General features: G+C 54.3%; 19 protein-coding genes and 4 pseudogenes. 14 read left to right on the forward strand and 9 right to left on the reverse strand.

What is annotated here, in order from left to right; translation table 11 throughout:
* Window positions 1–111: 111 nt before the first annotated feature.
* From DHN12_RS04450 to DHN12_RS04490, 9 genes are all read left to right on the forward strand, one after another.
* On the forward strand, window positions 112–840 hold the full coding sequence (locus tag DHN12_RS04450) for an SDR family NAD(P)-dependent oxidoreductase (protein ID WP_108859028.1): 729 nt from the start codon (window positions 112–114) through the stop codon (window positions 838–840).
* Window positions 841–852: 12 nt separating this feature from the next.
* Window positions 853–2,007, forward strand: coding sequence for a Gfo/Idh/MocA family protein (locus DHN12_RS04455; protein ID WP_108859029.1), 1,155 nt, complete (start codon window positions 853–855; stop codon window positions 2,005–2,007).
* A gap of 10 nt (window positions 2,008–2,017) precedes the next feature.
* Window positions 2,018–2,932, forward strand: a complete 915-nt coding sequence (locus tag DHN12_RS04460) for a sugar phosphate isomerase/epimerase (RefSeq protein ID WP_108859030.1) — start codon at window positions 2,018–2,020, stop codon at window positions 2,930–2,932.
* A gap of 44 nt (window positions 2,933–2,976) precedes the next feature.
* Window positions 2,977–4,014: an ABC transporter substrate-binding protein gene (locus DHN12_RS04465; RefSeq protein WP_108859031.1), complete on the forward strand. Its 1,038-nt coding sequence runs from the start codon at window positions 2,977–2,979 to the stop codon at window positions 4,012–4,014.
* A 73-nt stretch (window positions 4,015–4,087) separates the two neighbouring features.
* Window positions 4,088–5,572, forward strand: a complete 1,485-nt coding sequence (locus tag DHN12_RS04470) for a sugar ABC transporter ATP-binding protein (protein WP_108859032.1) — start codon at window positions 4,088–4,090, stop codon at window positions 5,570–5,572.
* Complete coding sequence (locus DHN12_RS04475; RefSeq protein WP_108859033.1) at window positions 5,569–6,510, forward strand: ABC transporter permease; 942 nt, start codon at window positions 5,569–5,571, stop codon at window positions 6,508–6,510. The genes DHN12_RS04470 and DHN12_RS04475 overlap by 4 nt, the downstream gene beginning before the upstream one ends.
* On the forward strand, window positions 6,507–7,514 hold the full coding sequence (locus tag DHN12_RS04480) for an ABC transporter permease (RefSeq protein WP_108859034.1): 1,008 nt from the start codon (window positions 6,507–6,509) through the stop codon (window positions 7,512–7,514). Before DHN12_RS04475 ends, DHN12_RS04480 begins: the two co-directional genes overlap by 4 nt.
* A gap of 12 nt (window positions 7,515–7,526) precedes the next feature.
* Window positions 7,527–8,603: a Gfo/Idh/MocA family protein gene (locus tag DHN12_RS04485; RefSeq protein WP_108859035.1), complete on the forward strand. Its 1,077-nt coding sequence runs from the start codon at window positions 7,527–7,529 to the stop codon at window positions 8,601–8,603.
* Window positions 8,600–9,715 (forward strand): Gfo/Idh/MocA family protein, encoded by a 1,116-nt coding sequence (locus DHN12_RS04490; protein WP_108859036.1) that lies wholly within the window; start codon window positions 8,600–8,602, stop codon window positions 9,713–9,715. Before DHN12_RS04485 ends, DHN12_RS04490 begins: the two co-directional genes overlap by 4 nt.
* 82 nt (window positions 9,716–9,797) lie before the next feature.
* Here the strand turns inward: DHN12_RS04490 and DHN12_RS04495 are convergent.
* The 6 genes and pseudogenes from DHN12_RS04495 to DHN12_RS04520 all read right to left on the reverse strand — a co-directional run.
* Window positions 9,798–9,890: pseudogene (locus DHN12_RS04495) on the reverse strand (IS5/IS1182 family transposase); the annotation flags it as partial.
* A gap of 50 nt (window positions 9,891–9,940) precedes the next feature.
* Window positions 9,941–10,094 (reverse strand): annotated as a pseudogene (locus tag DHN12_RS04500) (IS6 family transposase); the annotation flags it as partial.
* A 213-nt stretch (window positions 10,095–10,307) separates the two neighbouring features.
* Window positions 10,308–11,027: an alpha/beta fold hydrolase gene (locus tag DHN12_RS04505; RefSeq protein ID WP_108859037.1), complete on the reverse strand. Its 720-nt coding sequence runs from the start codon at window positions 11,025–11,027 to the stop codon at window positions 10,308–10,310.
* Window positions 11,024–12,565 (reverse strand): proline/glycine betaine ABC transporter permease, encoded by a 1,542-nt coding sequence (locus tag DHN12_RS04510; RefSeq protein WP_108859038.1) that lies wholly within the window; start codon window positions 12,563–12,565, stop codon window positions 11,024–11,026. The genes DHN12_RS04505 and DHN12_RS04510 overlap by 4 nt, the downstream gene beginning before the upstream one ends.
* Window positions 12,562–13,617 (reverse strand): glycine betaine/L-proline ABC transporter ATP-binding protein, encoded by a 1,056-nt coding sequence (locus tag DHN12_RS04515; RefSeq protein ID WP_108859039.1) that lies wholly within the window; start codon window positions 13,615–13,617, stop codon window positions 12,562–12,564. The genes DHN12_RS04510 and DHN12_RS04515 overlap by 4 nt, the downstream gene beginning before the upstream one ends.
* A 68-nt stretch (window positions 13,618–13,685) precedes the next feature.
* Entirely contained in the window at window positions 13,686–14,651 is a 966-nt protein-coding gene (locus tag DHN12_RS04520) for a glycine betaine ABC transporter substrate-binding protein (RefSeq protein WP_108859040.1), read from the reverse strand.
* Between the two features lie 255 nt (window positions 14,652–14,906).
* Here DHN12_RS04520 and DHN12_RS04530 point away from each other — a divergent pair, with 255 nt between their 5' ends.
* Window positions 14,907–15,806, forward strand: coding sequence for a LysR family transcriptional regulator (locus tag DHN12_RS04530; protein ID WP_234416547.1), 900 nt, complete (start codon window positions 14,907–14,909; stop codon window positions 15,804–15,806).
* Between the two features lie 45 nt (window positions 15,807–15,851).
* Here the strand turns inward: DHN12_RS04530 and DHN12_RS04535 are convergent, their stop codons facing one another.
* A complete protein-coding gene (locus DHN12_RS04535) occupies window positions 15,852–16,565 on the reverse strand; it encodes an aspartate/glutamate racemase family protein (protein ID WP_108859042.1) in 714 nt (237 codons plus the stop codon).
* 3 nt (window positions 16,566–16,568) lie between these two features.
* Complete coding sequence (locus DHN12_RS04540) at window positions 16,569–17,582, reverse strand: D-cysteine desulfhydrase (protein ID WP_108859043.1); 1,014 nt, start codon at window positions 17,580–17,582, stop codon at window positions 16,569–16,571.
* A gap of 122 nt (window positions 17,583–17,704) precedes the next feature.
* Here DHN12_RS04540 and DHN12_RS04545 point away from each other — a divergent pair, with 122 nt between their 5' ends.
* On the forward strand, window positions 17,705–18,592 hold the full coding sequence (locus tag DHN12_RS04545; protein WP_108859044.1) for a LysR family transcriptional regulator: 888 nt from the start codon (window positions 17,705–17,707) through the stop codon (window positions 18,590–18,592).
* A gap of 330 nt (window positions 18,593–18,922) precedes the next feature.
* Here the strand turns inward: DHN12_RS04545 and DHN12_RS04550 are convergent.
* Window positions 18,923–19,582: pseudogene (locus DHN12_RS04550) on the reverse strand (IS6 family transposase).
* Between DHN12_RS04550 and DHN12_RS24595 the strand changes: the two are divergent.
* The 3 genes and pseudogenes from DHN12_RS24595 to DHN12_RS04560 all read left to right on the forward strand — a co-directional run.
* Window positions 19,566–19,802: a hypothetical protein gene (locus DHN12_RS24595; protein ID WP_199913465.1), complete on the forward strand. Its 237-nt coding sequence runs from the start codon at window positions 19,566–19,568 to the stop codon at window positions 19,800–19,802. The pseudogene DHN12_RS04550 and the gene DHN12_RS24595 sit on opposite strands and share 17 nt — an antisense overlap.
* Window positions 19,803–19,889: 87 nt before the next feature.
* Window positions 19,890–20,837 carry an ornithine cyclodeaminase family protein gene (locus DHN12_RS04555; RefSeq protein WP_108859045.1) on the forward strand — a complete coding sequence of 316 codons (948 nt, stop codon included), beginning with the start codon at window positions 19,890–19,892 and terminating at the stop codon, window positions 20,835–20,837.
* A gap of 134 nt (window positions 20,838–20,971) precedes the next feature.
* Window positions 20,972–21,160 (forward strand): annotated as a pseudogene (locus DHN12_RS04560) (IS5/IS1182 family transposase); the annotation flags it as partial.

Genomic DNA, 21,160 nt, shown 5'->3' on the forward strand with positions numbered 1-21,160 from the left:
TATTTGGAAAGTGGGTTTTTCTCAAAATGTAATCGATTGCAGTAACGATTTCGCTAAACGAGGGAAACTGATGGCATCCGAATTCAAACGCAACAAAAGCCGGGTTCTTTGATGGTTTCGAAGGTCACATTCGACTTTGCCGGGGCAACGGTCCTGGTGATCGGTGCCAGCCGAGCCGGCATTGGTGCCGCTATTGCAAGAGAATTCCAGGACTCGGGTGCCACAGTGGAGATTACCGGTGTGGAACCGCAATGCGTCGAAGAGGACGCCGCCCGGTTTGACTACATTCAACTGGATGTGACCGACAACGACGAAGTCTACAATTTCGCAAGCACACGCGACCATATTGACGTTTTAGTCAATTGCGCTGCGGTCACACAGCGTGGCAAGGAAATGGCGCCCGAATTCTTCTCCCACGTGTTGGACGTAAATCTAACAGGGTCTTTTCGCTGCGCCGAAGCGCTGCACCCTGCCCTTTCGGGCGCAAAAGGCCGCGTCATCAATGTGGCCTCAATGTATGCGCGCTTTGGTTCGCCACGAAACCCAGCCTATGGCGCGTCAAAGGCCGGTGTAGAACAACTGACGAAATCATTGGCGATTGCGTGGGCCAAGGATGGTATTCGGGTGAATGCAATCGCGCCTGGGTTTGTCGTGACAGAGCAATCTGCCCGGGCTCGAGAAGATTCTATTTTCACAACTGCTATCGAAGACCGCACTCCATTGGCACGTTGGGGTCATCCCGAAGACATCGCTGGAACAGCCTTGTTTCTCGCATCCGATGCGGCAGCGTTTGTGACAGGTGCCTGCGTGATCGTGGACGGAGGGTATTCGGTTGTTTGACAGGAGCGCACAGTGAGTGACATCGCAAAAATCCGCGCTGCGGTGATCGGGACCGGATTCATAGGAACAGTGCATGTTCAGGCCCTTCGGCGTCTGGGTGTAGATGTAAGAGGTCTTCTTGGATCATCGCCAGAGCGTGGCCGGGAACGGGCGCGCGAAATGAGCGTTCCACGCGCCTTTGACACGCTGGACGACCTATTGGCGGATAAAAGTGTCGATGTCGTACATGTAACGACCCCTAATCACGCACATTATCCGCAGGTGAAATCGATCCTGGCTGCGGGCAAACACGTCATCTGCGAGAAACCCCTTGCCATGACATCCGCTGAAAGCGCCGAAATGGTCGACCTTGCCAAGGCTTCTGGCAAGGTTGCAGCGGTTTGTTACAACATTCGCTTTTATCCGCTGAACCAACAAGCCCATGGCATGGTCATGGCCGGGGATCTGGGTGACATCCGTTTTGTTACCGGGCACTACCATCAGGACTGGCTTGCCAAACCTAGCGACTGGAACTGGCGGCTAGAAAGCGAAATGGGCGGCGCGCTGCGATCGGTTGGTGACATCGGAACGCACTGGGTTGACCTGACCAGCTTCGTCACCGGGTTGAAGGCGACCTCTGTCTTTGCAGAGCTGACAACCTTCCTTCCGAAACGCCAGAAACCTCTTGGTCCGGTTGAGACATTTACCAGCGGAACCGGCGAAACTAAGACTGTGCACATCGATACCGACGATGCTGCCATGATCCTCATCCGATATGAAAACGGAGCGCGGGCCGTGATGAGCACATCTCAGGTGAACATGGGTCGAAAGAACTCGTTGCAATGGGACATCGCCGGAGCAAATGCCAGTGCGGCTTGGGACAGTGAAACTCCTGATCATCTGTTCATTGGGCATCGTGACGCGCCCAACCAGACCCTGATGCGTGACTTCACCTTGATGAACGCTTCGGGGATCGCAGCCGCCACATTGCCGCCCGGGCATGTCGAAGGGTTCGCAGATTCATTCTTCAACTTTTTCCGGGCGGTCTATGCCGACGTCATCTCAGGCGGGCGGCAACAAGGCAGCACATGGGCCACATTTGAGGACGGCCATTACGAGATGCAGTTCTGCGATGCCGTCGTGAAATCGGCGAGTGAGAGCCGCTGGGTCGATTTGAGCGAGATTTGAGGGCGATGACATGAAACTGGGCTTACTGACTGCACCATTCGAAAACTCTCAATTGACTGAGGTGGCGGCCTGGGCCGGTTCCAATGGGTTTTCGGCGATGGAGGTCGCCTGCTGGCCATCGTCAGGTGGCGAACAACGGCGCTATGCGGGAACCAGCCACATCAACGTAGATGGCCTTTCTGCGGGTCAGGGCACTGAAATTGTTGGGAAGCTCGGCGATCAGGGTATCGAGATTTCGGGTCTGGGGTACTATCCCAACCCGCTCCACGCCGATGCAGAGCACCGGGCTGAAGTCATTGGGCATCTTAACAAGGTAGTCACAGCCGCTGGCGTAATGGGCATCAAAGTTGTCAACACATTCGTCGGCGGAGATCGCACTCTGCATCTCGACGCGAACTGGGAGCGTGCCACCGAAATTTTCGACCCGATCGTGAAGCACGCTCAAAACTCCGGAGTACGTCTGTGCTTTGAGAACTGCCCGATGATCTTCAGCTATGACGAATGGCCCGGGGGTCACAACATTGCTTACTCGCCAAGAATCTGGCGGCGGATATTCGAGGAATGGGGCGATGCGGTTGGCATGAACTTCGATCCTTCACATCTGATCTGGCAGTTCATCGATCAAAAACGGTTCATCAAAGAATTTGGCCCATACATGGCCCATGTCCATGCCAAGGACGTGATGGTTGACCAGGACGGGCTTTATGAGAACGGGGTGATGTCAACCGGTATGGGATGGCAAATCCCGCGACTTTGCGGGCTGGGCGATGTGGATTGGTCCGGTTTCTTTTCCGGCCTGTACCGCGCCGGTTACGACGGTCCGATCATTATCGAACATGAAGACAGATTGTTTGAAGGGACTGACGAAAAGGTCAAGCGGGGTTTTCTGCTGGCCCGGGATGTCCTGTCACCATTCATCAAGTGAAGAAATTATCAAATTTGAAATGACTAAATCTGGGAGGAAAAAAAATGAAGAACCTACTTTATGGTGTTGCTGCTCTTGCAGTTTCAGCGTCTCTTTCAACTGTGGCGATGGCTGACGGGCACAAGCAATACACAATCGGAGTGTCCAATACCGTTCAAGGCAATGGCTGGCGCGAACAGATGATTTGCGCCATGCGTGCCCAAGCTCTGGTCGAAGCCGATGTGACAAACCTGATCGTCGCGCATCGCAACACCGATTCAGCCGGGCAACTGGAAGACATCAACAACCTCATCGAAGCAGGCGTTGACGCAATTGTCCTGAACCCCTCCAACCCGGATGCTTTGAATTCAGCACTGGAAAAAGCAATGGCGCAAGATATCGTCGTTGTTGCCGTGGATGCCGGCGTTTCGGCTGAAGGTGCCTACATTCTTTCGAACAATCAGGAAGAATACGCCTACCTCGGTGCCAAATGGTTGTTTGAACAACTCGGAGGCAAAGGTGACGTTGTCTACATGCGTGGCATTGCTGGCGTCTCAGCCGATACAGATCGAGACAACGGCTTTAAACGCGCGTTGGCAGAACACCCCGATATCAATGTGGTGCATGAAGTTTTCACCGGCTGGCAGCAAGACCAGGGCAAGCAACAGATCTTCGATTACCTGGCCACCGGAATTCCGTTCGACGGTGTCTGGACCAGCGGTATCGACAATGTAATCGTCGACGCGTTCACTGAATCCGGCGCTCCCCTGGTTCCGATCGTTGGCGCAGACAACGCAGGATTTGTTCAATACTTGACCGAGGTTGAGGGATTGAATGGCGCAGCGGTAACAAATCCTGGCTCAGTCGGCGGCGCAGGCATTGCTTTGGCTGTCGACATTCTGAACGGCAAGGCACCTGAGAACAAAACCGTTCTTGTAGATCCTGTGCTTTGGGAGAACTCGACGGACGCAGGCCGTGAAACGATCACAGCGGCTCAGAATCCTAACCTTGACCCAGAGTGGCCCGTATCAGTGACCGTTCCCGGCTGGACCGACTACACGATGGAACAAATCATCGACTGTAAGGGACCCGGCGAGGGTTGATCCGAATTGACTGGCCTTCCGCCTTTAGCTGGGCGGAAGGCAAATCCAACCCACTCGGCATTCAAGGACTTCCATGAGCAGCACACCACTTCTCGACGCGTCTGACGTGGCCAAAAGTTTTGGCGCCGTACGGGCGTTGACCAATGCGCACCTCACGGTTGCCGAAGGCGAGATCGTCGCCTTGATGGGCGCAAATGGTGCTGGCAAGTCCACTTTCGTCAAGATCATTACCGGTGCCCTTAAACCCGACGCTGGACAGGTATTGATCAGAGGCAAACAAGCGTTTGTCGGAAGCCCCGCCGAGGCGCGCCGTTCCGGATTGGTGCCGGTTTATCAAGAACCCTCACTCATTCCTGATCTCGACGTATCCGACAATCTTCGGCTGACAGACACACCTGTCGATCAGTTTCAAAACTGGGTTACAGAACTTGGCATCGAAGGCCTGAAACTATCGGCAATGATTGGCGACCTGCCACTTGCTACGCTGCGCATCCTCGATCTGGCACGCGCTTTGGCCGTTGAACCTGATGTCCTCTTGCTGGACGAAATGACCGCAGCGCTGCCGACGGATCTGGTTGAACGCGTATTGAAGACCGTAAGGCGCAAAGCAAATGACGGGATGGGTGTGATCTATGTTTCTCACCGTTTCACCGAGATTTCGGAACTGTGCGATCGGGCCACTGTGTTGCGGGATGGCATGTCTGTCGGAGATCTCGACATTGAACCCGGCGTAGAAGAACGCGTGGTCGAATTGATGCTGGGTCAGAAGATTGACATTGGAACACGTCAGATCCTTCAAGCAAATGAACCACGGGCTAAGACACCGCGCCTGAGCATTAAGTCACTGGCTTTTGAGCCCAGTTTTTCGGATGTTTCGTTCGACTTATTTCCCGGCGAGGTCCTAGGCGTGGTCGCGCTTGAGGGTCAGGGGCAAGATGAACTGTTTGAGGTTCTGGCGGGCTTTGATCGCCCATCTTCAGGATCGATGGAAGTTGATGGAAAGCCCGTGAACTTCGCCCACCCCGCCGACGCCATTGCAGTCGGGATAACCTTCGTTCCGGGCGATCGTTCAGACGCTCTGCTGGCGCAAAGGTCAGTTAAAGAAAACATCGCTTTGCCATTTTCAGCCCGGCTCAATAACTGGGGGCCAATAAAATTGCGGCATGAGCGCGATCGGGTCGCTTACGCGGTTGAGAAGCTGCAGATCGACACACGCGCGCAGGGCGAGGTGCAAAGGCTTTCAGGTGGCAACCAACAGAAAGTCACCATTGGTCGCTGGCTGGCGACAGGTGTCGAAACCCTGCTTCTATTCGATCCGACCCGTGGCATCGATGTGCGCACAAAACGCCAGATTTACCCGCTTGTCCGTGAGTTGGCAGATCAGGGAGCGGCGGTTCTGTTCTACACGTCCGAGTTGGAAGAAATCCCACTTGCCTGTGACCGCGCGGTCGTAATCTTCAACGGTCGTGTGGTTGATGTGATTGATGCCGCTGACGCGGATGAACAAACACTGATGCGTGCGGCCTATGGCCTGACCGAGACGGAGGGCGCGGCGTGAGCGTGGCCATCCGAAAACACGCATGGGTCATGGGGTTAGCGGTTCTTCTCATGGTCCTTTTGACCATCACAAAATTGATACAGCCAACTTTCGGTGCGTCAGGACTGGAGAGTATTGCCCGCGCCGCCCTGCCCTTTGCTTTCGCAACCGCCGGTATGGCCGTCGTCGTAATCGTCGGCGGTATCGACCTGTCTGTTGCGTCTATGATGGCGGTCTGTGCTGTGACTGCAGCCGTTCTGATGGAGCGCATGGCCGGTGTACCGGCCTTGTTTATCGTGTTGGGGGTCGGGTTTTTGATGGGGTTGATCAATGGTCTTTTGATCGTTGTAACGCGCGTGCCCGACATCGTTGTGACACTCGCCATGTTGTTTGTCTGGGAAGGCGTCGCGCTGTTGATCCTCGAGACTCCGGGCGGCGCGACTGCAGATTGGCTGGAACAGGCAATACGCGGTCACTTTCTGTTCAACGGACTGCCTAAGGCGCTGCTTGTCATTGCCTTTGGCATCGCTGTTGTCTGGTTGCCAATCCGGCGCTCCAAACTCGGGCTCTCGATTTACGCCACCGGATCAGACGAGCTTGCCGCCTTCCGCTCTGGCATTTCAGTGGGAAGAACAAAGATAGCGGCCTATGCAATATGCGGGCTGTTTTGTGCCATGGGCGGGTTAAGCCTCGCTGCCCTAACCGGGATTGGAGAGCCGGTTCCGGGGCCATATCTTATGGCCTCGGTTGCGGCCGTGGTTTTGGGCGGTGTCGTGCTGGGCGGTGGCAAAGGCGGCTTGCTTGGGCCGATCATCGCGGTGTTCATTTTGCGGATCATTCGAACGATCCTGACATTGCTTGCCGTCGATCCAAACGTGACCACGATTATCGAAGGCACAATTATGGTTCTCGTCGTTATGCTGGGCACGGCGGCTTCATTAAAGGGAGCCCGCCGATGAGCATGGACACTACAGATCCGACGATGGTCCGCTTTGGCCGTTATCTGCGAGACAACCCGATCATCCCGCTATTGGTCTTCCTTATCCTGATGATCGCTGTGCTCGAAGTATTGCGGCCGGGTATCGTCACCCCTTTCCGTGCAGGTCGGGATGGGCTAATCTCTACTTTTTGGGTTGGCAACCTGATCAAGTTTGCAATTCCGTTGGCGATGCTTGCGGCTTGTCAGGTGCTAACAATGCTAACCGCAGGAATAGATCTCTCGGTCGGGGTAGTTGCCACCGTGTCAGCCTTCGTTTGCGCAACACTTAGTGCGATTTGGGGCGTGACACCTGCAGTATTGATCGCGCTGTCAGCTGGCCTAGTTGTGGGCGTTGTAAATGGCATCGGCGTGGGATTGGTCCGGGTCCATCCATTGATCATGACCCTAGGAACAGGGTTAATCGCCACCGGATGCCTGCAGGTCTATCAACGCCTCGTCATCAATGCTGGCACCGAAATTCCCGCCTTACTTGCCTGGCTCGGAACCGGCCGCACTGCTGGAATGCCGAACGGCCTTTTTGTATTCATCCCGTTTGCTCTCTTTATCCTGTGGCTCATGCGCTATACAGGATTTGGTCGGCTTCTGTTCGCCCTAGGCTCCAATGAGCAGGCCGCTAAGCTGTCCGGGGTCCGAGCATGGCAGGTCTATCTGGGGCTCTACGTGCTTTCCAGTTTGATCGCCGCGCTAGCCGGCTTGCTCTATCTCGGCATGATCCGCCAAACCTCGCTGAGCCTTGCTAACCCATTATTGTTACCCTCAGTGGCCGCAGCGGTGATTGGCGGCACATCAATCTTCGGAGGTCGTGGCAGTTTCGCAGGTGCGATTGTGGGCGCGCTTATTCTGCGTGTGTTAGATACTATGCTAACCTTGATGCAGATGCCGGAAGGTGCACGTACGGCCCTGTTTGGGCTGATCATCCTCGCAGTTACCGCGCTCTACGTCAGGATTACCGGCACGCGCTAAAGGGAGTTTCCAATGGCAAAATTCCGGATCGTCGGCATTAGTTTCGATCACATGCATATGGGTGATTTGCTTCGGATGGTTCACGATTATCCCGACGCCGAAATCGCTGGGATATTCGATCCGGATCGGGACAGGATGCAAGCTGCTGCAACGACATTCAGCATTCCCGAAGATCGGATTTTTACCGATTTCGACGCGTGCATGGCTGCGGGCCCCTACGACATGGCACTTCTTTGCGTGGCAACGGCTCAGCACGCGGAATATACTAAACGTCTGGCCTCTTACGACCTACATGTTTTTGTCGAAAAGCCCTTTGCCGCATCTTCAGACGATGCGCGCCGCATGATGGCTGCAATGGATAGGACCGAAAAGCAGTTGATCATCAACTGGCCTTTGCGATGGGTCGAAAGCCATGTGACGGCCAAACGGTTGATTGATGACGGGATGGTCGGCGACCTGCGCGAAGTGCATTTCTATGACGGGAATCGCGGACCTCTGTACCATCTGGCCGACAAGGTAGAAGTCACCCCGAACGAAGTTGAGCGCCAGAAACCGAACTCATGGTGGTATAAGCGGGCATCGGGCGGTGGGTCACTATTGGATTACCTTGGCTACGGCGCGACGCTTGGAACCTGGTATATGGGTGGCGAGGAGCCGATTGAGGTGACATGCACAGTCGATGAGACACCGGGGATCGAGGTCGACCAACATGCCATTGCCGTTTGCCGTTATGAAACCGGGCTCTCAAAAATGGAAACGCGTTGGGGCACCTTCACCGACCCGTGGACAACGCAGCCTCAACCAACTTGCGGATTCGTCTTTGTGGGCACAGATGGCACCATTTCATCGCCCGATTATGCCAATCACATAACGGTTCAAACCCGCAAAAGACCTGACCGGCACGAGATACCAGTGACTCCGCTACCGTTAGGTGAACGAAATGCGATTGAGTACGTCCTTGACTGCATATCCAGAGAAATCCCGGTCAAAGGGCCACTGGATCCAGCTCTTTGCCTGACAGCGCAACGGATCGTCGATACGGCGCTCCGCTCGGCATATGAAAAACGAACACTTAGGTTACTCGCATGACCGCAGACAGTGCCAATACGGACCAATACGCACTGAAATCTGCGCATCTGCACGAAATCGATGCGCCGTATCTGCAGTATCTTCCACCAATGCCTCGACGCTTTAAACCCCGGATCGGGGTTATTGGTACGGGTGGGATCTCTGCAAGCCATCTTGATGCCTACCGAACAGCAGGCTGGGACGTCGCCGCAATCTGGAACCGTACGCGCGCAAAGGCTGAAGAGAAAGCTGCTGAATACTGCCCTTCTGCCCGCATCGAAGATGACTGGGAGGCGCTTCTTGCCGATAGCGAGATCGACGTTGTCGATGTCACGCTGCACCCCGAACATCGTGTGCCAATCATCAAAGCTGCCTTGCAAGCGGGCAAACACGTGCTCAGCCAGAAGCCTTTTGTTACCGACCTCGATCTGGGTAATGACCTTGTGAAGCTGGCAGATGATCAAGGCGTTAAACTAGCGGTAAACCAGAACGGTCGTTGGGCCCCGCACCTGTCCTGGATGCGAGAGGCGGTTTCAGCCGGATTGATCGGTGATGTTCTGTCGGCCCATATCTCAATTCACTGGGATCACAGCTGGACTGCAGGTACCCCGTTTGACGAGGTCGAACATCTGATACTTTACGATTTCGGCGTGCATTGGTTCGATTTTCTTTCATCTCTTGTCGGAGATAGGGCGGAAAGCGTTTTTGCAACCGCTACATCTGCACGCAGCCAGGCCAACAAAGTGCCTCTGATGTCGCAGGCGCTGGTTCGTTTGGACCAAGGCCAAGCGAGCCTGGTTTTTGACGGGGGCGTTCCCTATGGGCCTCGCGATACAACATACGTTGCAGGTACGACCGGTAGCCTGACATCAGTTGGGTCGGATCTGTCGACGCAATCTGTGACACTTGAGACAGCGCATGGCATTGCGCGGCCTGCACTCGAAGGACAATGGTTCAACGACGGGTTTCGTGGCGCCATGGGGGAGCTTCTTTGTTCAATTGAAGACGACAGAGAGCCCTCAACATCTGCAAGAACCAACCTAAAATCAGTGGCCATAGTTCTCGCCGCGGTTGCTTCGTCTAAACGCAAAAGAGAGATCGAGATAGGAAGCATTAGGGCTGCCGCCATCTAAATCGGCCTGCATTAACAAAGGCGATACTGTCTAGCGTTACGATTCCCAACCAAAAGATGGCGGTCGCGGCGATGCAGATTACCTACAGGAAAAGTTTATCACATCGGTCATAGTGGTTTGCGATACGACACAAGTCCTTCAGCCGGGCAAACAAGTTCTCGACCCGATGCCGGCTTTCCGCCCGATCTCGGACGCAAACACCGAGCCAAAAACGGTTCCACCAGTAGCTGGCTGTCTCATGACCCATTTCGATGCCTCGCTCATGCAACAGTTCTTCCACGTTTCGAACCGATAATGGGAACCGAACGTGCAGCACCACAGCCAAACGGCTGATCTCGGGACTGGTTTTGATGTACCAGAAGGAGGTAGGTTTGGTCATTCCCAAACGCTACGAAACCGCCCTGCCCCGCTCAAGCAAAGTTAATCTGTCAAGAGCGCCGAGCGGATTGCTGGAAAGCAGCGTTGCAAACAGGCGTTCGCTGCCCGTTCATACTCAATCTCAGCAAAATCTCAGCAAAATCCACACTATCCGGGAAAGACCAGTAATGGTCACGACAGCGGCCGTTTCAACATTTTGGCTGGGGACAACCCGTCAGGCGCCACAAAAATCTCGCAGAACCGAGTTAAATAGCCCCGGCTTCTCCAAATGCGTCGCGTGAGCACATCCAGGTATCACGGCGAGGTTGGCGTCAGGAATTGATTGCCACAATTGCTCGGTTTGGCTCCATGGATAGGTCCGATCCCGGTCACCCCAAATCACCAACGTACGGGTCATGATATCCGCCAAACGTTTAGCGCCACTCCAACCTTCCATCGCGTCGAGCCCAGCTAGCATAGTTTGAAGGCTGCATTGTTCTGCAATCACAGCACAGTCCTCATAGGCCGCAGCTTTTTCCCGATCGAGAAACCAGGTTGCCGCAATACGTCTGGCCGTAGCTCTTGGTCCTTCTATATTCGCCCTGTGCTTTGAAGTGCCGATTGTCTCAAATCGGCCGGGTAAAATGCCCATTGTTCCGGTGCCATAAAGCACCAACCGGTCGATACGTTCGGGTGCACTGGCAACCATTTCCTGAACGATCATCCCGCCCATTGAATGGCCGATCAGGATAAACCGCTCAATTCCCTGCGCGCTTAATTCTCTCAGCGCCCACTCGGCAAAGCCCGCGATGCTGCCGGGGGCATTGAGATGCGCATTCTCTCCAAATCCTGGTAAATCCAAAGCCACGACGTTGAAACCGGCCAGGGCTTCGACTTGCCCAAACCATTGTCGACTGCCGCCCAAAAATCCATGGACGAATACGACAGGTGTCATTTGCGCCCACCCTGTACAATGCGATCAAGGATCATGGCGCAGAAAAGGATTGCAAACCCGGCGAGGATACCCTGACCCACATTGGCATATTGCAACGCTTCCAGCACATCCTCACCCAGCCCCTTGGCGCCAATCAGCGAGGCCACAACAACCATCGCCAGCGACAACATAATCGTCTGGTTGATTCCCGCGCGGATCGATGGGCTTGCTAATGGAAGATCTACCTTAGTTAGCAAGTACCACTTATTGGCACCGAAACTAATAGCTGCTTCGCGCACGCTTTCTGGCACACCACGCAGACCAAGAACGGTCAATCGTACCACCGGTGTGCCGCCAAAGATCATTGTGACCACGACCGCAGCTGGCTTACCAACGCCAAAAAAAGCGATCACGGGGACCATGAAGACAAAGGCTGGCATGGTTTGCATAAAATCCATGATCGGTTGGATAAACGCATAGAACCGTGGGCGACGGGCAGCAAACATGCCAAGCGGAATTCCAATGACAATAGACAAACACGCCGCTGTCCCCAACAAGGCCAGCGTGGTCATGGCACCTTCCCAGAAACCCAAGAGGCCCATATAGGCCAGAAATGCGCCTGAATAGATCGCCGTGCTAATGCCAGCGGTCAGCCAGGTCAGCAGAATGATCAGGCTCGCAATCACGATCCATGGCGTCTGGACCAGTATGACCTCTAACGCATCCAGCAAAGTACGGATGCCGAATGTCAGCCCGTCAAAAAAAGCCTCGCTGTTGCGTACGCACCAGGCGATGAAATCTTCCACCCACGTGATACTGGTCAGGCGGATGTTTGGGTCTGTCGGGAAATGGCTAAGCAGCGAAAAGCGCCCGGGGAAACTGTAGTGCATCATCGCTGCGGCGACGATCAGCGCCATGAAGATCGCGCTGAACACGATCTGCGATACCGGCATGGCCGAGCGTATCGAGCGGTCTGATAACCATTCCGAGAAACGTGCCTCAAGCGCCCAGTTCGCCACCTGAGACTGTATCAGTTTGACGATGATCAGTATGATCAGGCCGGTCAGAATGATGTAAGGACCTTCAGCGGCCATCGCCTCGGCCTCGGCACGAATACCTCCTATATTTTCTTCAAGCGAGTCCACCGTTCGCTGATAGACGTCGATCTTGTCCGAGTTGTTTTCGATAGCCGCCGCCAATTGCTGACGGCGCAGTTCAAGCGTCCCTTCAATCGATGCGATACGCTCCATTGCCTCTGCGGCAAGGTCGCCGAACAATCCTCGCGCAATCTGCACAAATGCTATTGTTTCGAGGATCAGAAATGGTAACGCCCATGACCACAGACCCCGCGCGCCGAACCAGACCGGACCAAACAATCCGGCCATCAGATTGAAAGTTGGCGTAAAGCGGGACGACGCACCAATCTTGTCGAAATTACGGATGTAGTAGTCAGGGCTGGTGCGCACAAAGGTGCGAATGTTTTCACGCCGCTCTTCGGCATAGGCAAGAGCCGCTTCGCTTTCGGTATCTTCCAGCGGGTTCACATCAGAAATGCTCATGACACTTCGGTCCCTTCGATCACGGTGCGCAACAGATCGGCACGGGTTATGACGCCAACATCCACGCCGCCGTCCTCCACAAGGATTGCGCTGCTGTTGTCGATCGCCAGATTGATCAGCGTGCTCAGATTTTCGCCTTCATTCACGCGTGGGGCATCCGCCGATAGCGGCCCATGGGCCGCAATATGTTCTGGAATTGGCCGCATGACCGCATGGGCGCGCACCACTTTGAGGCGTGAAATACCCGCAACGAAATCAGCCACATAGTCATCAGCGGGGTTCATGACGATGTCTTCGGCTGTTCCGATCTGCACCACCTTTCCATCGCGCATGATCGCGATCCGATTGCCGATGCGGACCGCCTCATCCAGGTCGTGTGTAATGAAGATCGTGGTCTTTTTCAGGATCTTGCTCAGCCGGATAAATTCATCCTGCAATTGCCGCCGGATCAAAGGATCAAGGGCCGAGAACGGCTCGTCCATCAAAAGCACATCCGGGTTGGCTGCCAGCGCGCGAGCCAGGCCCACTCGTTGTTGCATGCCACCGGACAGCTCGTGTGCGAACTTTGATCCCCAGGCACCCAATTCGACAATATCGAGAATAGCAGCAGCTTGACGCATGCGCTCATTCTTGCTGACCTGCCGGATTTCCAGTGGCATTGCCACGTTATCCAACACCGACCGATGCGGCATCAGCGCAAAGTTCTGAAACACCATACCGATTTTGTTGTTGCGAAACTGCTGAAGCTCTTTTGTCCCCAAGGCCATGACATCGGTGCCTTCGATTTCGATCTTACCAGCAGTGGGCTCCAGCAGTCGGTTGAAATGGCGGACCAGAGTGGATTTCCCGCTACCTGACAGACCCATGATGCAAAAAATCTCACCCCGGTTTACCGAAAGGCTGACATCAGCGACGCCGACAACACAGTTGTATTCGGCCAGCACTTGGGACTTGTCCAACCCACGATCGCGGATCGCCTGCAGCGCCACCTCGGGCCTGCCCCCGAATATCTTCCAGACATTCGAGATTTCAATAACGGTATCGTCGCTCATGTGTACCCCAGAGAACTGTGCTTGGGTGGCGCCACCAATTGGCGCCACCCTTTTTTCTGGAAGTGGGATTAGAGACCCAGCCAGGCGTCCACGCGATCCGGGTTCGCCTCGACCCATTCGCGGGCAACTTCTGCCGGATCACGACCTTTACCGCTGATTTCATAGGCAAAACCGCTAACATCGTCCGCCGTCAGGGCGAAATTCGCAAAAAAGTCAGCAACTGCCGGGGAACGGTCTGGCAATGTGTTGGACCACGCGATCTGAACGTTCTTGAGCGCATCTTTGGTCGCAACGCTGGATTTGCTGTACCAATCCGGATCGTCCGAGGGCTGAACCATCACGTATTTTGCCGGGTCGAAAGTCGGTTCGCTCAGCATTTGCACGTCGAACATGTACCAGACCGCATGTGGCTTGTAGCAGTAGAAGGCATAGCCTTCGCCTTTGGCGATGCTATCCTTGATCCGCGCGGTCTTCACGCTTTCCTCAGCGCGCACCGGTTCGATGAAATCAAGCAGACCGTAGTCGCGGGTTTTGACTTCGTTAACATTGGCCGAAGCCCAACCCGGCGCTCCGATCCACATTTCACCCTTTCCGTTGCCATCACTGTCCATCAGCGCGGCAACATCGGGGCGGCCTAAATCCGCAATATCGGTTATGTTGTTGGCTTCACCAAAATCCTTGCTAACGCAGAAACCCTGATTGCCTTCATAGGGGTTCGACGACAGAGTTACTGTGCCCGCTTCGTCTACATATTTCTTGGTAAAGCTTTCTTGGTTGGGCAGCCAAACATCGGGGTGCACGTCGATATCGCCCTTACCCTGATCCATCGCCTGAAAAATCGTGGCGTTGTTGCCGGGCACATATTCAACTTTGCCGCCGATACGCATTTCCACCACCGCGCCCAGCACGTGTGCAATGGCCTGCGCCCCGGTCCAGGATGGCACACCTATTTTGACCTCTTCGGCTGCGAAAGCCGGTATCGCATAAATGCTGACCGCGGCTGCGATTCCCAGCGTTTTCAGATTGGTTCTCATGGTCTTCTCCTCTGTTGAAATGCGCCGTGTTTCGGCGTCGTTTTTTCCGTCGTTCGACTTTCCTATTGCGCAATAGGGTCGAGCCAATATCCCTTTGGCTGCAACATCGGACGGAAGGAAAAAAAAGAAGACCAACCGCCAGACCCTGACCCGAAGTCTAGATCAAGAGCTTTTCTCAGAGCCAATTCAAACATTTCATCAAACCATTCATTCTTTGCATAGTTTGCGTTATGCTGGTCTGGCACTTCGGTTGACATGTTGGAGCACTCATTGGACCTGAATTGGCTACGTGACTTTGAATGTCTTGCCCGGACCTTGAATTTCACCCGCGCATCCGACGAGAGAAACATCACGCAATCCGCATTCAGCCGTAGAATCAAAGCTTTGGAAAGTTGGGTTGGATTGCCCCTGGTCAACCGAGCGACATACCCTGTTCAGCTGACAGAGGCCGGTCAACAGTTCCTGCCTGTTGCTCTGGCGGCCATGTCTCAGTTATCGGAATCGCGCCAATCGTTACGGGATGCCGATCGCGGCGATAGTCGGTTCATCAGATTTTCGGTTCTTCACACCATAGCCGTTAATTTTCTGGCAACCCGGATAGACGAGTTGCAGAGGCAAATCCCCGAATTACGCACACGTGTCTTGTCTGATTCCTTAAGCACATGTTGTGATCTTTTAATCGAAGGCGCGGTGGATATCCTGCTTTGTTATTATCATCATTCAGTCTCGCCAATGATTGATGAGGCCGCATTTGAACGTAAGGATCTGGTAAAGGATCGTCTGGTGCCGGTGGCGGCTGTTGAACCAGCTCGCACTATGGGATGGGATCTTGCACGACAGGACGGCCCGCCAATCCCCTATCTTGCCTATGACCGGTCTTCGTTTCTGGGAATGGTCGTAGAAAACACCATTGATCGGAAATGCCTGAATACCGAGACGATCTATGTCGACAGCCTTGTCGAGACCATTAAGCGGCGATTGATGACAGGAAGCGGCGTTGCTTGGATGCCCGAAACGGCAATTACAGCAGAACTTGATCAAGGCTTGCTAGTGCCAGTCGGTGATGATGCGTGGAGCGCGACCTTGACAATTTCGGCCTTTTCCAATCCATCCGGTTTTGATCAAATCGCACACCAGCTTTGGGAACGGTTGTGACATCAATCTTCCAAAGCAAGCTGCTACTGTGCGCGGCGCAGTTCTCTAGTCTGCGTCGTTAAGATAGCCTATTTGAGAAAACTCAATGATCGCGTGGACCAGCAAATCAATCGTGTCCGATGCTTTGACCTCATCCGCGACGCCATCGGCAATAAGCGAGAATTCTGAGCAGGCGACAAGTTGCAGATCTGCCCCCGCTTTGGCCAATGCAATTGAGGCCGTTCGTAGTGCTTCGCGCGCGTCATCACTTGGACCGTCGACCTTAATTCTGCGGATCGCCGTCAGCAGCCTGTCACTATCCGTTGGCCAGACAATCGATAGCCCGCGGGCTTGCAATGCCGTTTCGAAAAGGCGGGTACGGCGCACTGCGGGTGAGGCGAGCACGCCAACGCATCCACCGGCCCCCAGTTCACTAACAGCATGATCCGCAGCCAGTTTCACCATATTCAACAAAGGAACGGTCACTGCATCCGTGATCGCGTCAGCATAGTGATGCGCCGTGTTGCAGGGCATTGCCAGCGCCGCGGCGCCAGCACCCTGAATACGGCGTGCCATTGCGGCAAGCGTCGGTCCCGGGTCTTCGCCCTTCCCCTCAATGAGATGATCAATCCGCGACGGTACCTGCGGGTTCATATCAATCAGAAGCGGGATGTGATCGCGGTCATCACTTACCGACACGGCCTCCACCAGCTTACGCTGGAGGAGGATGGTGGCCTCGGGACCCATGCCACCTAGAATGCCAATTGGGCGCAATGTCATTGCTCAGATATTCACCCATCTGTTTTTGTGGTCGAATGCAAAATCATACCCACCAAGGGCCGCCGCACCACCAGTGTGCAGGAAAACGATCCTCTGGTCATTGAATTCGCCCTTGCGGGCTAGGTCGATTAAGCCCGCTGCACCCTTGGCAGAGTAGCAGGGGTCCAGAAGAATGCCTTCAAGCTCGGCAAACATCTCAATCGCCTCGATGCCACTTTCGGTCGGAAGGCCATAGCCCTCGCCCACATAGTCGGTATTGGCCATTACGTCCTCGCGCTTTACCACGCCTGAGCAACCCAGCTTTTCGGCTGTTTTGCAGGCGAGGTCATAAACCATCTGTTCCTGCTTTGGTTGAGGCGCTCTTGTACCAATACCCAGCACCGGTACCTGCGCATTCATGGCGCACATTCCTGTCACCAACCCAGCCTGCGTTCCCGACGAACCTGTTGCGTGTACCAGCCGGTCAATTCGCAAACCACTGTCATTGGCTTGCCCCAAAAGCTCAAAGGCTGCGTTCACATAGCCAAGTGCCCCGGTCGGGTTCGATCCACCGCCGGGAATGACATAGACATTACGGCCCTCTGTCCGTTTTTTCTCGGCGGCCTTTTCCATTTCGCCCGCCATGTCGTGACCACCGGGAAATTTCTCGGTTGTCGCGCCGTGCAAATGATCCAACAGCACGTTCCCGTTCGTGTTGTAGTTTCCGTCCTGATATCCGGTGCGATCTTCCAGAAGGATATGGCAATCAAGTCCCAGCTTGGCGGCAAAGGCTGCGGTTTGACGACCGTGGTTAGTTTGCGTGGCTCCTTGCGTCATAACCATGTCCGCGCCCTGCGCTTCCGCCTCGGCCATCAGGAATTCCAGCTTGCGGGTCTTGTTGCCGCCTGTTGACATGCCGGTGCAATCGTCGCGTTTGATCCAGATCTCGACACACAGTTCTTTCGACAACCGTTTCATCGGTTCAAGCGGTGTCGGAAGATGAGCCAGGTGAAGGCGGGGAAAACGGGCAAGGTGCATTTCGTGGTTCCTAATATTTACTTTTGGCAACTTACTGCGCGCCGTGTCGCAATCCTAATTCAAATTTCGGTACATAAATTGCGGATATTGCATATTGTCACGAACTGCACTATCGATCCGCCATGCGTCTTGAGTGGATCGACGATATATTGGCCGTGCTTGATAAAGGCTCTCTCGCCCGCGCGGCTGAAAAGCGATTGCTGACGCAATCCGCGTTTACACGGCGGGTGCGGCTTATCGAAGAAAACATTGGCGCAACGTTGTTTGACCGTCGCCGAAAGCCAGTTTCTTTGATGCCAGGGGTGCGGGAACTGGAATTTGAATTACGTGAACTCAGCACCCGGCTGCATAGGCTTCGGCACACCTTAAAAACAGCGAGTGATCAGACAGGCAAATCGCTGTCGTTTGTTTGCCAACACGCGCTCACCACGACAATTTCACCCGAAATTGTTCGTGTTTTAACTGAAGGTGGCGAAATCTCGGTTCGCGTGCGTTCAGGAAATCAAGACGAGTGCCTGATGCACCTGATTTCAAAAGAAGTTGATTTTGCCATCATGTACGCGGTGCCCGATGACAGTTTCCAAGAACCCCTTAACGCGTTTGAAACCAAAACGCTCGGAATGGACACTTTGATTCCAGTTTGTGCGCCTACTGTGCGCACGCAAGTGACGGAAGCCGCAATTCCTACAATCAACTACCCGCCCGAAGTATTCCTCGGGCAGGTCTATTCCAGGATGATTGCACCGCGTTTACCAAAAGGTAAAACCGCAGTGCCCAGAGCCGAAACCGCACTTACGTTGGCCATACTACAATACGCCTTGAATGGAATCGGCATCGCGTGGTTGCCCCAATCTCTAGTGGCGACCCACCTTTCTGATGGCGCGCTTGTGTGCATTAATGATGTGCTGCCCACACAGCTTCTGGCAATCAGGGTGGTCCGCTTGGCAGAAACTCAGCCAGATCATGCAGAGCAAATATGGAAACAACTTGAAGACATCTTCAGTTTCTAGCTTCCCCGCAGCACTCTCCATCACAAATGGCAAGCCATACGTGATTACAAAGGCTTTGCTTCCAATGCACACTGTTCGGTTGGACGAAAAACAGAACAACTACCGACTGACGTCGGTAGGATCGGCGATGTGGTTTTCGAAGTATTGCCAAACCATAAAGCGACAGCCTGTCGACGACTAACCGGGCATTCATCCATGGACTGGCATGCTGCAATGCGGCCCGTCATTCCAGACATTCGATTATCCTGCAGCATTTTGTTTAGGTGAAACGGCCGAAGGTGCTGTCAGACAAATTCGAACCAGTCTCAGCTTGGCCAGTATAGCTGCCCTTTATGCAGCACCAAGTTGGCGCCACTCGGCGAGAGCCGCGGTGTGTGTCAGCTTGAAGGTATCTCTGCTGGCTAGCGATCTTTTCTGGTTGAAGTGGTTGTATACGGAGGAATGGACGGAGGGGAATTTCTGAAAACTTCGCATGCGCCTGAAACGCTGCATCGCGCATTCGCGCCGCCGAATCGGCAGGTACGAATTCCCAACGCGGTTGTTGAGTCACCTTCCCGTTTGTTGTTTTTCGAACGCGCCCATTTCTCTGAGCGCAGCCTTGTAGGAAGCGAAGCGATCCGTCACGATCTCTTCTGCACAGCCATGGCGCTTCATCAATTTCTAGAGAAATTTCAATGCTGCAGCTTTGTTTCGGCGTTTGATGACGACTGCTTCCAGCACTTCGCCCTCATGATCTACGACCCGCCAGAGGTAGTGTCTCCTGCCATTCACCTTCACAAAGACCTCGTCCACTTGCCACTTCCATTTCGAAAATGCCCGCAGTTGCTGGACTCGCTTTTGTCTGATCCCGGAGGCAAACATCGGGCCGAACCTGCTCCACCAATATCGGACGGTTTCGTGGCTCACCTCAATTCCCCGTTCGTGCAATGGGTCTTCCACGTTTCGAAGTGACAATGGGAACCGAACGTACAGCATGACCGCCAGACGAATGACCTCCGGGCTAGTCTTGAAATCCTTGAATGGCGATTATTTAATCATGCGCGAGGGCTACGAGAGCACCCTGCTCGGCTCAAGCAAAGTTAATCTGACAAGACCATTGCAACTCCGAATTGCGGACAAATCAGGCGTTCGGCTAGGTTCACATTTTCAGAAAAATGAAGGCGCATTCTTTTCTGCGCTTTGGATCGGACGACAAAATTTTACAGCCTAAATACTTCTGCAAAGTTAAACCGATAGGAAGAACAGCCGAAAATAATGTATTTTGTCAGAAAGCCAAATTGCTGAGGTGAGGAACACCATGACCTCTGAGAACGCGCTAATTTATCTGTCTGACAAGGACCTCGGGGATTTAGGCATCCAACCTTCTGAAGTTGCCGATGCCGTCGAGGCTGCCCTAACAGCCAAGGCCGACGGAAAGCTTCACACTTCCTCCAAGACAGTCATCTTGCCCGGCGATGGGCGCTACGCAATGTCTACTTTGGCAATGGGAGATGATGGATTCATCGTGACCAAGCAGGTTACAGTGTGTCCGGAAAACCCGGCGAGGGGTCTTCCCGCGATAAACGGTGCCATCATGGTTATGGATGCGCAAACCGGACTACTTCGCGCGGTCTTGGGAGCGAATTGGATTACGGCCGTCAGAACTGCGGCTCTGTCAGTCGTGGCAGCGCGTCGGCTTGCTGACCCTGATGCCGAGACGGTGGCTTTTGTGGGCGCGGGCGTGCAGGCTCACTCCCATCTAGCAGCGTTTTCAGAACTGTTTCCCCTGAAACGAATCCGCGTGTTCGGGCGTGGCAAAGAGAATGCCGACAAGCTTTGTCGTTACGCTCGGGGAATGGGTCTCGAAGCTGAAATATGCGCCAATGCCAGGGACGCTTTGAGTGATGCCGAACTGATAGTGACATCGATAACGTTGGACTACTCTATTGAACCCTTCCTGGATGCCCGATGGCTGAAGCCAGCGGCCTTCGCCACCATAACTGATGCCTGCATCCCGTGGGTGCCGGCGTGCATGACTGCTTTCGAAACGGTAATTGTCGACGACCGTTTGCAGGAGTTGGAAAGCGACAAGCCGATGTTGCCATACGAGCAAATTGCTGGTGATTTGACGGAATTGGTCGCTGGCAAGGTCGACGTCCGAGCACGCAACAAACCGGCGGCTTTTGCTTTCAGAGGGATTTCATTAGGGGATTATGCTGCTTCGGTCCTCGCGGTTCGCCGGTTCACCGAGATACCCGTGAAGTGAGGCCAAAGACATGAACATCCACTTTGGAATTAGATACTGAAAAGGTCGCTTTGGGCCGATACCGTTGAAAAACTCTTCCTTGATTGGTTCGCCAACGACTGATTCAATTCTGTCACCGAGCGGGAGGGTTTGCGATGATGGGACCAAGGCAAGAGGCGCAAGCGGCCTTGTTCTACGAGTTCTCGCTGGAGGAGCATGTTCCCCAGGATCACCTGCAGCGGTCGATTGATCTGTTCGTCGACCTAAGTAGCATCCGCGCGCACCTTGCGGATTTCTACAGCCACACGGGTCGCCCGTCAGTCGATCCTGAACTGCTGATCCGG

The organism is Ruegeria sp. Alg231-54, from assembly GCF_900143525.1.
Classification (GTDB): domain Bacteria; phylum Pseudomonadota; class Alphaproteobacteria; order Rhodobacterales; family Rhodobacteraceae; genus Ruegeria.

What these genes read in the sequence shown, in the direction of transcription:
- DHN12_RS04450 (WP_108859028.1), top strand. Translation starts at nt 112, where the DNA reads ATGGTTTCGAAGGTCACATTCGACTTTGCCGGGGCAACGGTCCTGGTG.
- DHN12_RS04460 (WP_108859030.1), top strand. Translation starts at nt 2,018, where the DNA reads ATGAAACTGGGCTTACTGACTGCACCATTCGAAAACTCTCAATTGACT.
- DHN12_RS04465 (WP_108859031.1), top strand. Translation starts at nt 2,977, where the DNA reads ATGAAGAACCTACTTTATGGTGTTGCTGCTCTTGCAGTTTCAGCGTCT.
- DHN12_RS04470 (WP_108859032.1), top strand. Translation starts at nt 4,088, where the DNA reads ATGAGCAGCACACCACTTCTCGACGCGTCTGACGTGGCCAAAAGTTTT.
- DHN12_RS04480 (WP_108859034.1), top strand. Translation starts at nt 6,507, where the DNA reads ATGAGCATGGACACTACAGATCCGACGATGGTCCGCTTTGGCCGTTAT.
- DHN12_RS04485 (WP_108859035.1), top strand. Translation starts at nt 7,527, where the DNA reads ATGGCAAAATTCCGGATCGTCGGCATTAGTTTCGATCACATGCATATG.
- DHN12_RS04490 (WP_108859036.1), top strand. Translation starts at nt 8,600, where the DNA reads ATGACCGCAGACAGTGCCAATACGGACCAATACGCACTGAAATCTGCG.
- DHN12_RS04505 (WP_108859037.1), bottom strand. Translation starts at nt 11,027, where the DNA reads ATGACACCTGTCGTATTCGTCCATGGATTTTTGGGCGGCAGTCGACAA.
- DHN12_RS04510 (WP_108859038.1), bottom strand. Translation starts at nt 12,565, where the DNA reads ATGAGCATTTCTGATGTGAACCCGCTGGAAGATACCGAAAGCGAAGCG.
- DHN12_RS04515 (WP_108859039.1), bottom strand. Translation starts at nt 13,617, where the DNA reads ATGAGCGACGATACCGTTATTGAAATCTCGAATGTCTGGAAGATATTC.
- DHN12_RS04520 (WP_108859040.1), bottom strand. Translation starts at nt 14,651, where the DNA reads ATGAGAACCAATCTGAAAACGCTGGGAATCGCAGCCGCGGTCAGCATT.
- DHN12_RS04530 (WP_234416547.1), top strand. Translation starts at nt 14,907, where the DNA reads ATGTTGGAGCACTCATTGGACCTGAATTGGCTACGTGACTTTGAATGT.
- DHN12_RS04535 (WP_108859042.1), bottom strand. Translation starts at nt 16,565, where the DNA reads ATGACATTGCGCCCAATTGGCATTCTAGGTGGCATGGGTCCCGAGGCC.
- DHN12_RS04540 (WP_108859043.1), bottom strand. Translation starts at nt 17,582, where the DNA reads ATGCACCTTGCCCGTTTTCCCCGCCTTCACCTGGCTCATCTTCCGACA.
- DHN12_RS04545 (WP_108859044.1), top strand. Translation starts at nt 17,705, where the DNA reads ATGCGTCTTGAGTGGATCGACGATATATTGGCCGTGCTTGATAAAGGC.
- DHN12_RS24595 (WP_199913465.1), top strand. Translation starts at nt 19,566, where the DNA reads ATGACCGCCAGACGAATGACCTCCGGGCTAGTCTTGAAATCCTTGAAT.
- DHN12_RS04555 (WP_108859045.1), top strand. Translation starts at nt 19,890, where the DNA reads ATGACCTCTGAGAACGCGCTAATTTATCTGTCTGACAAGGACCTCGGG.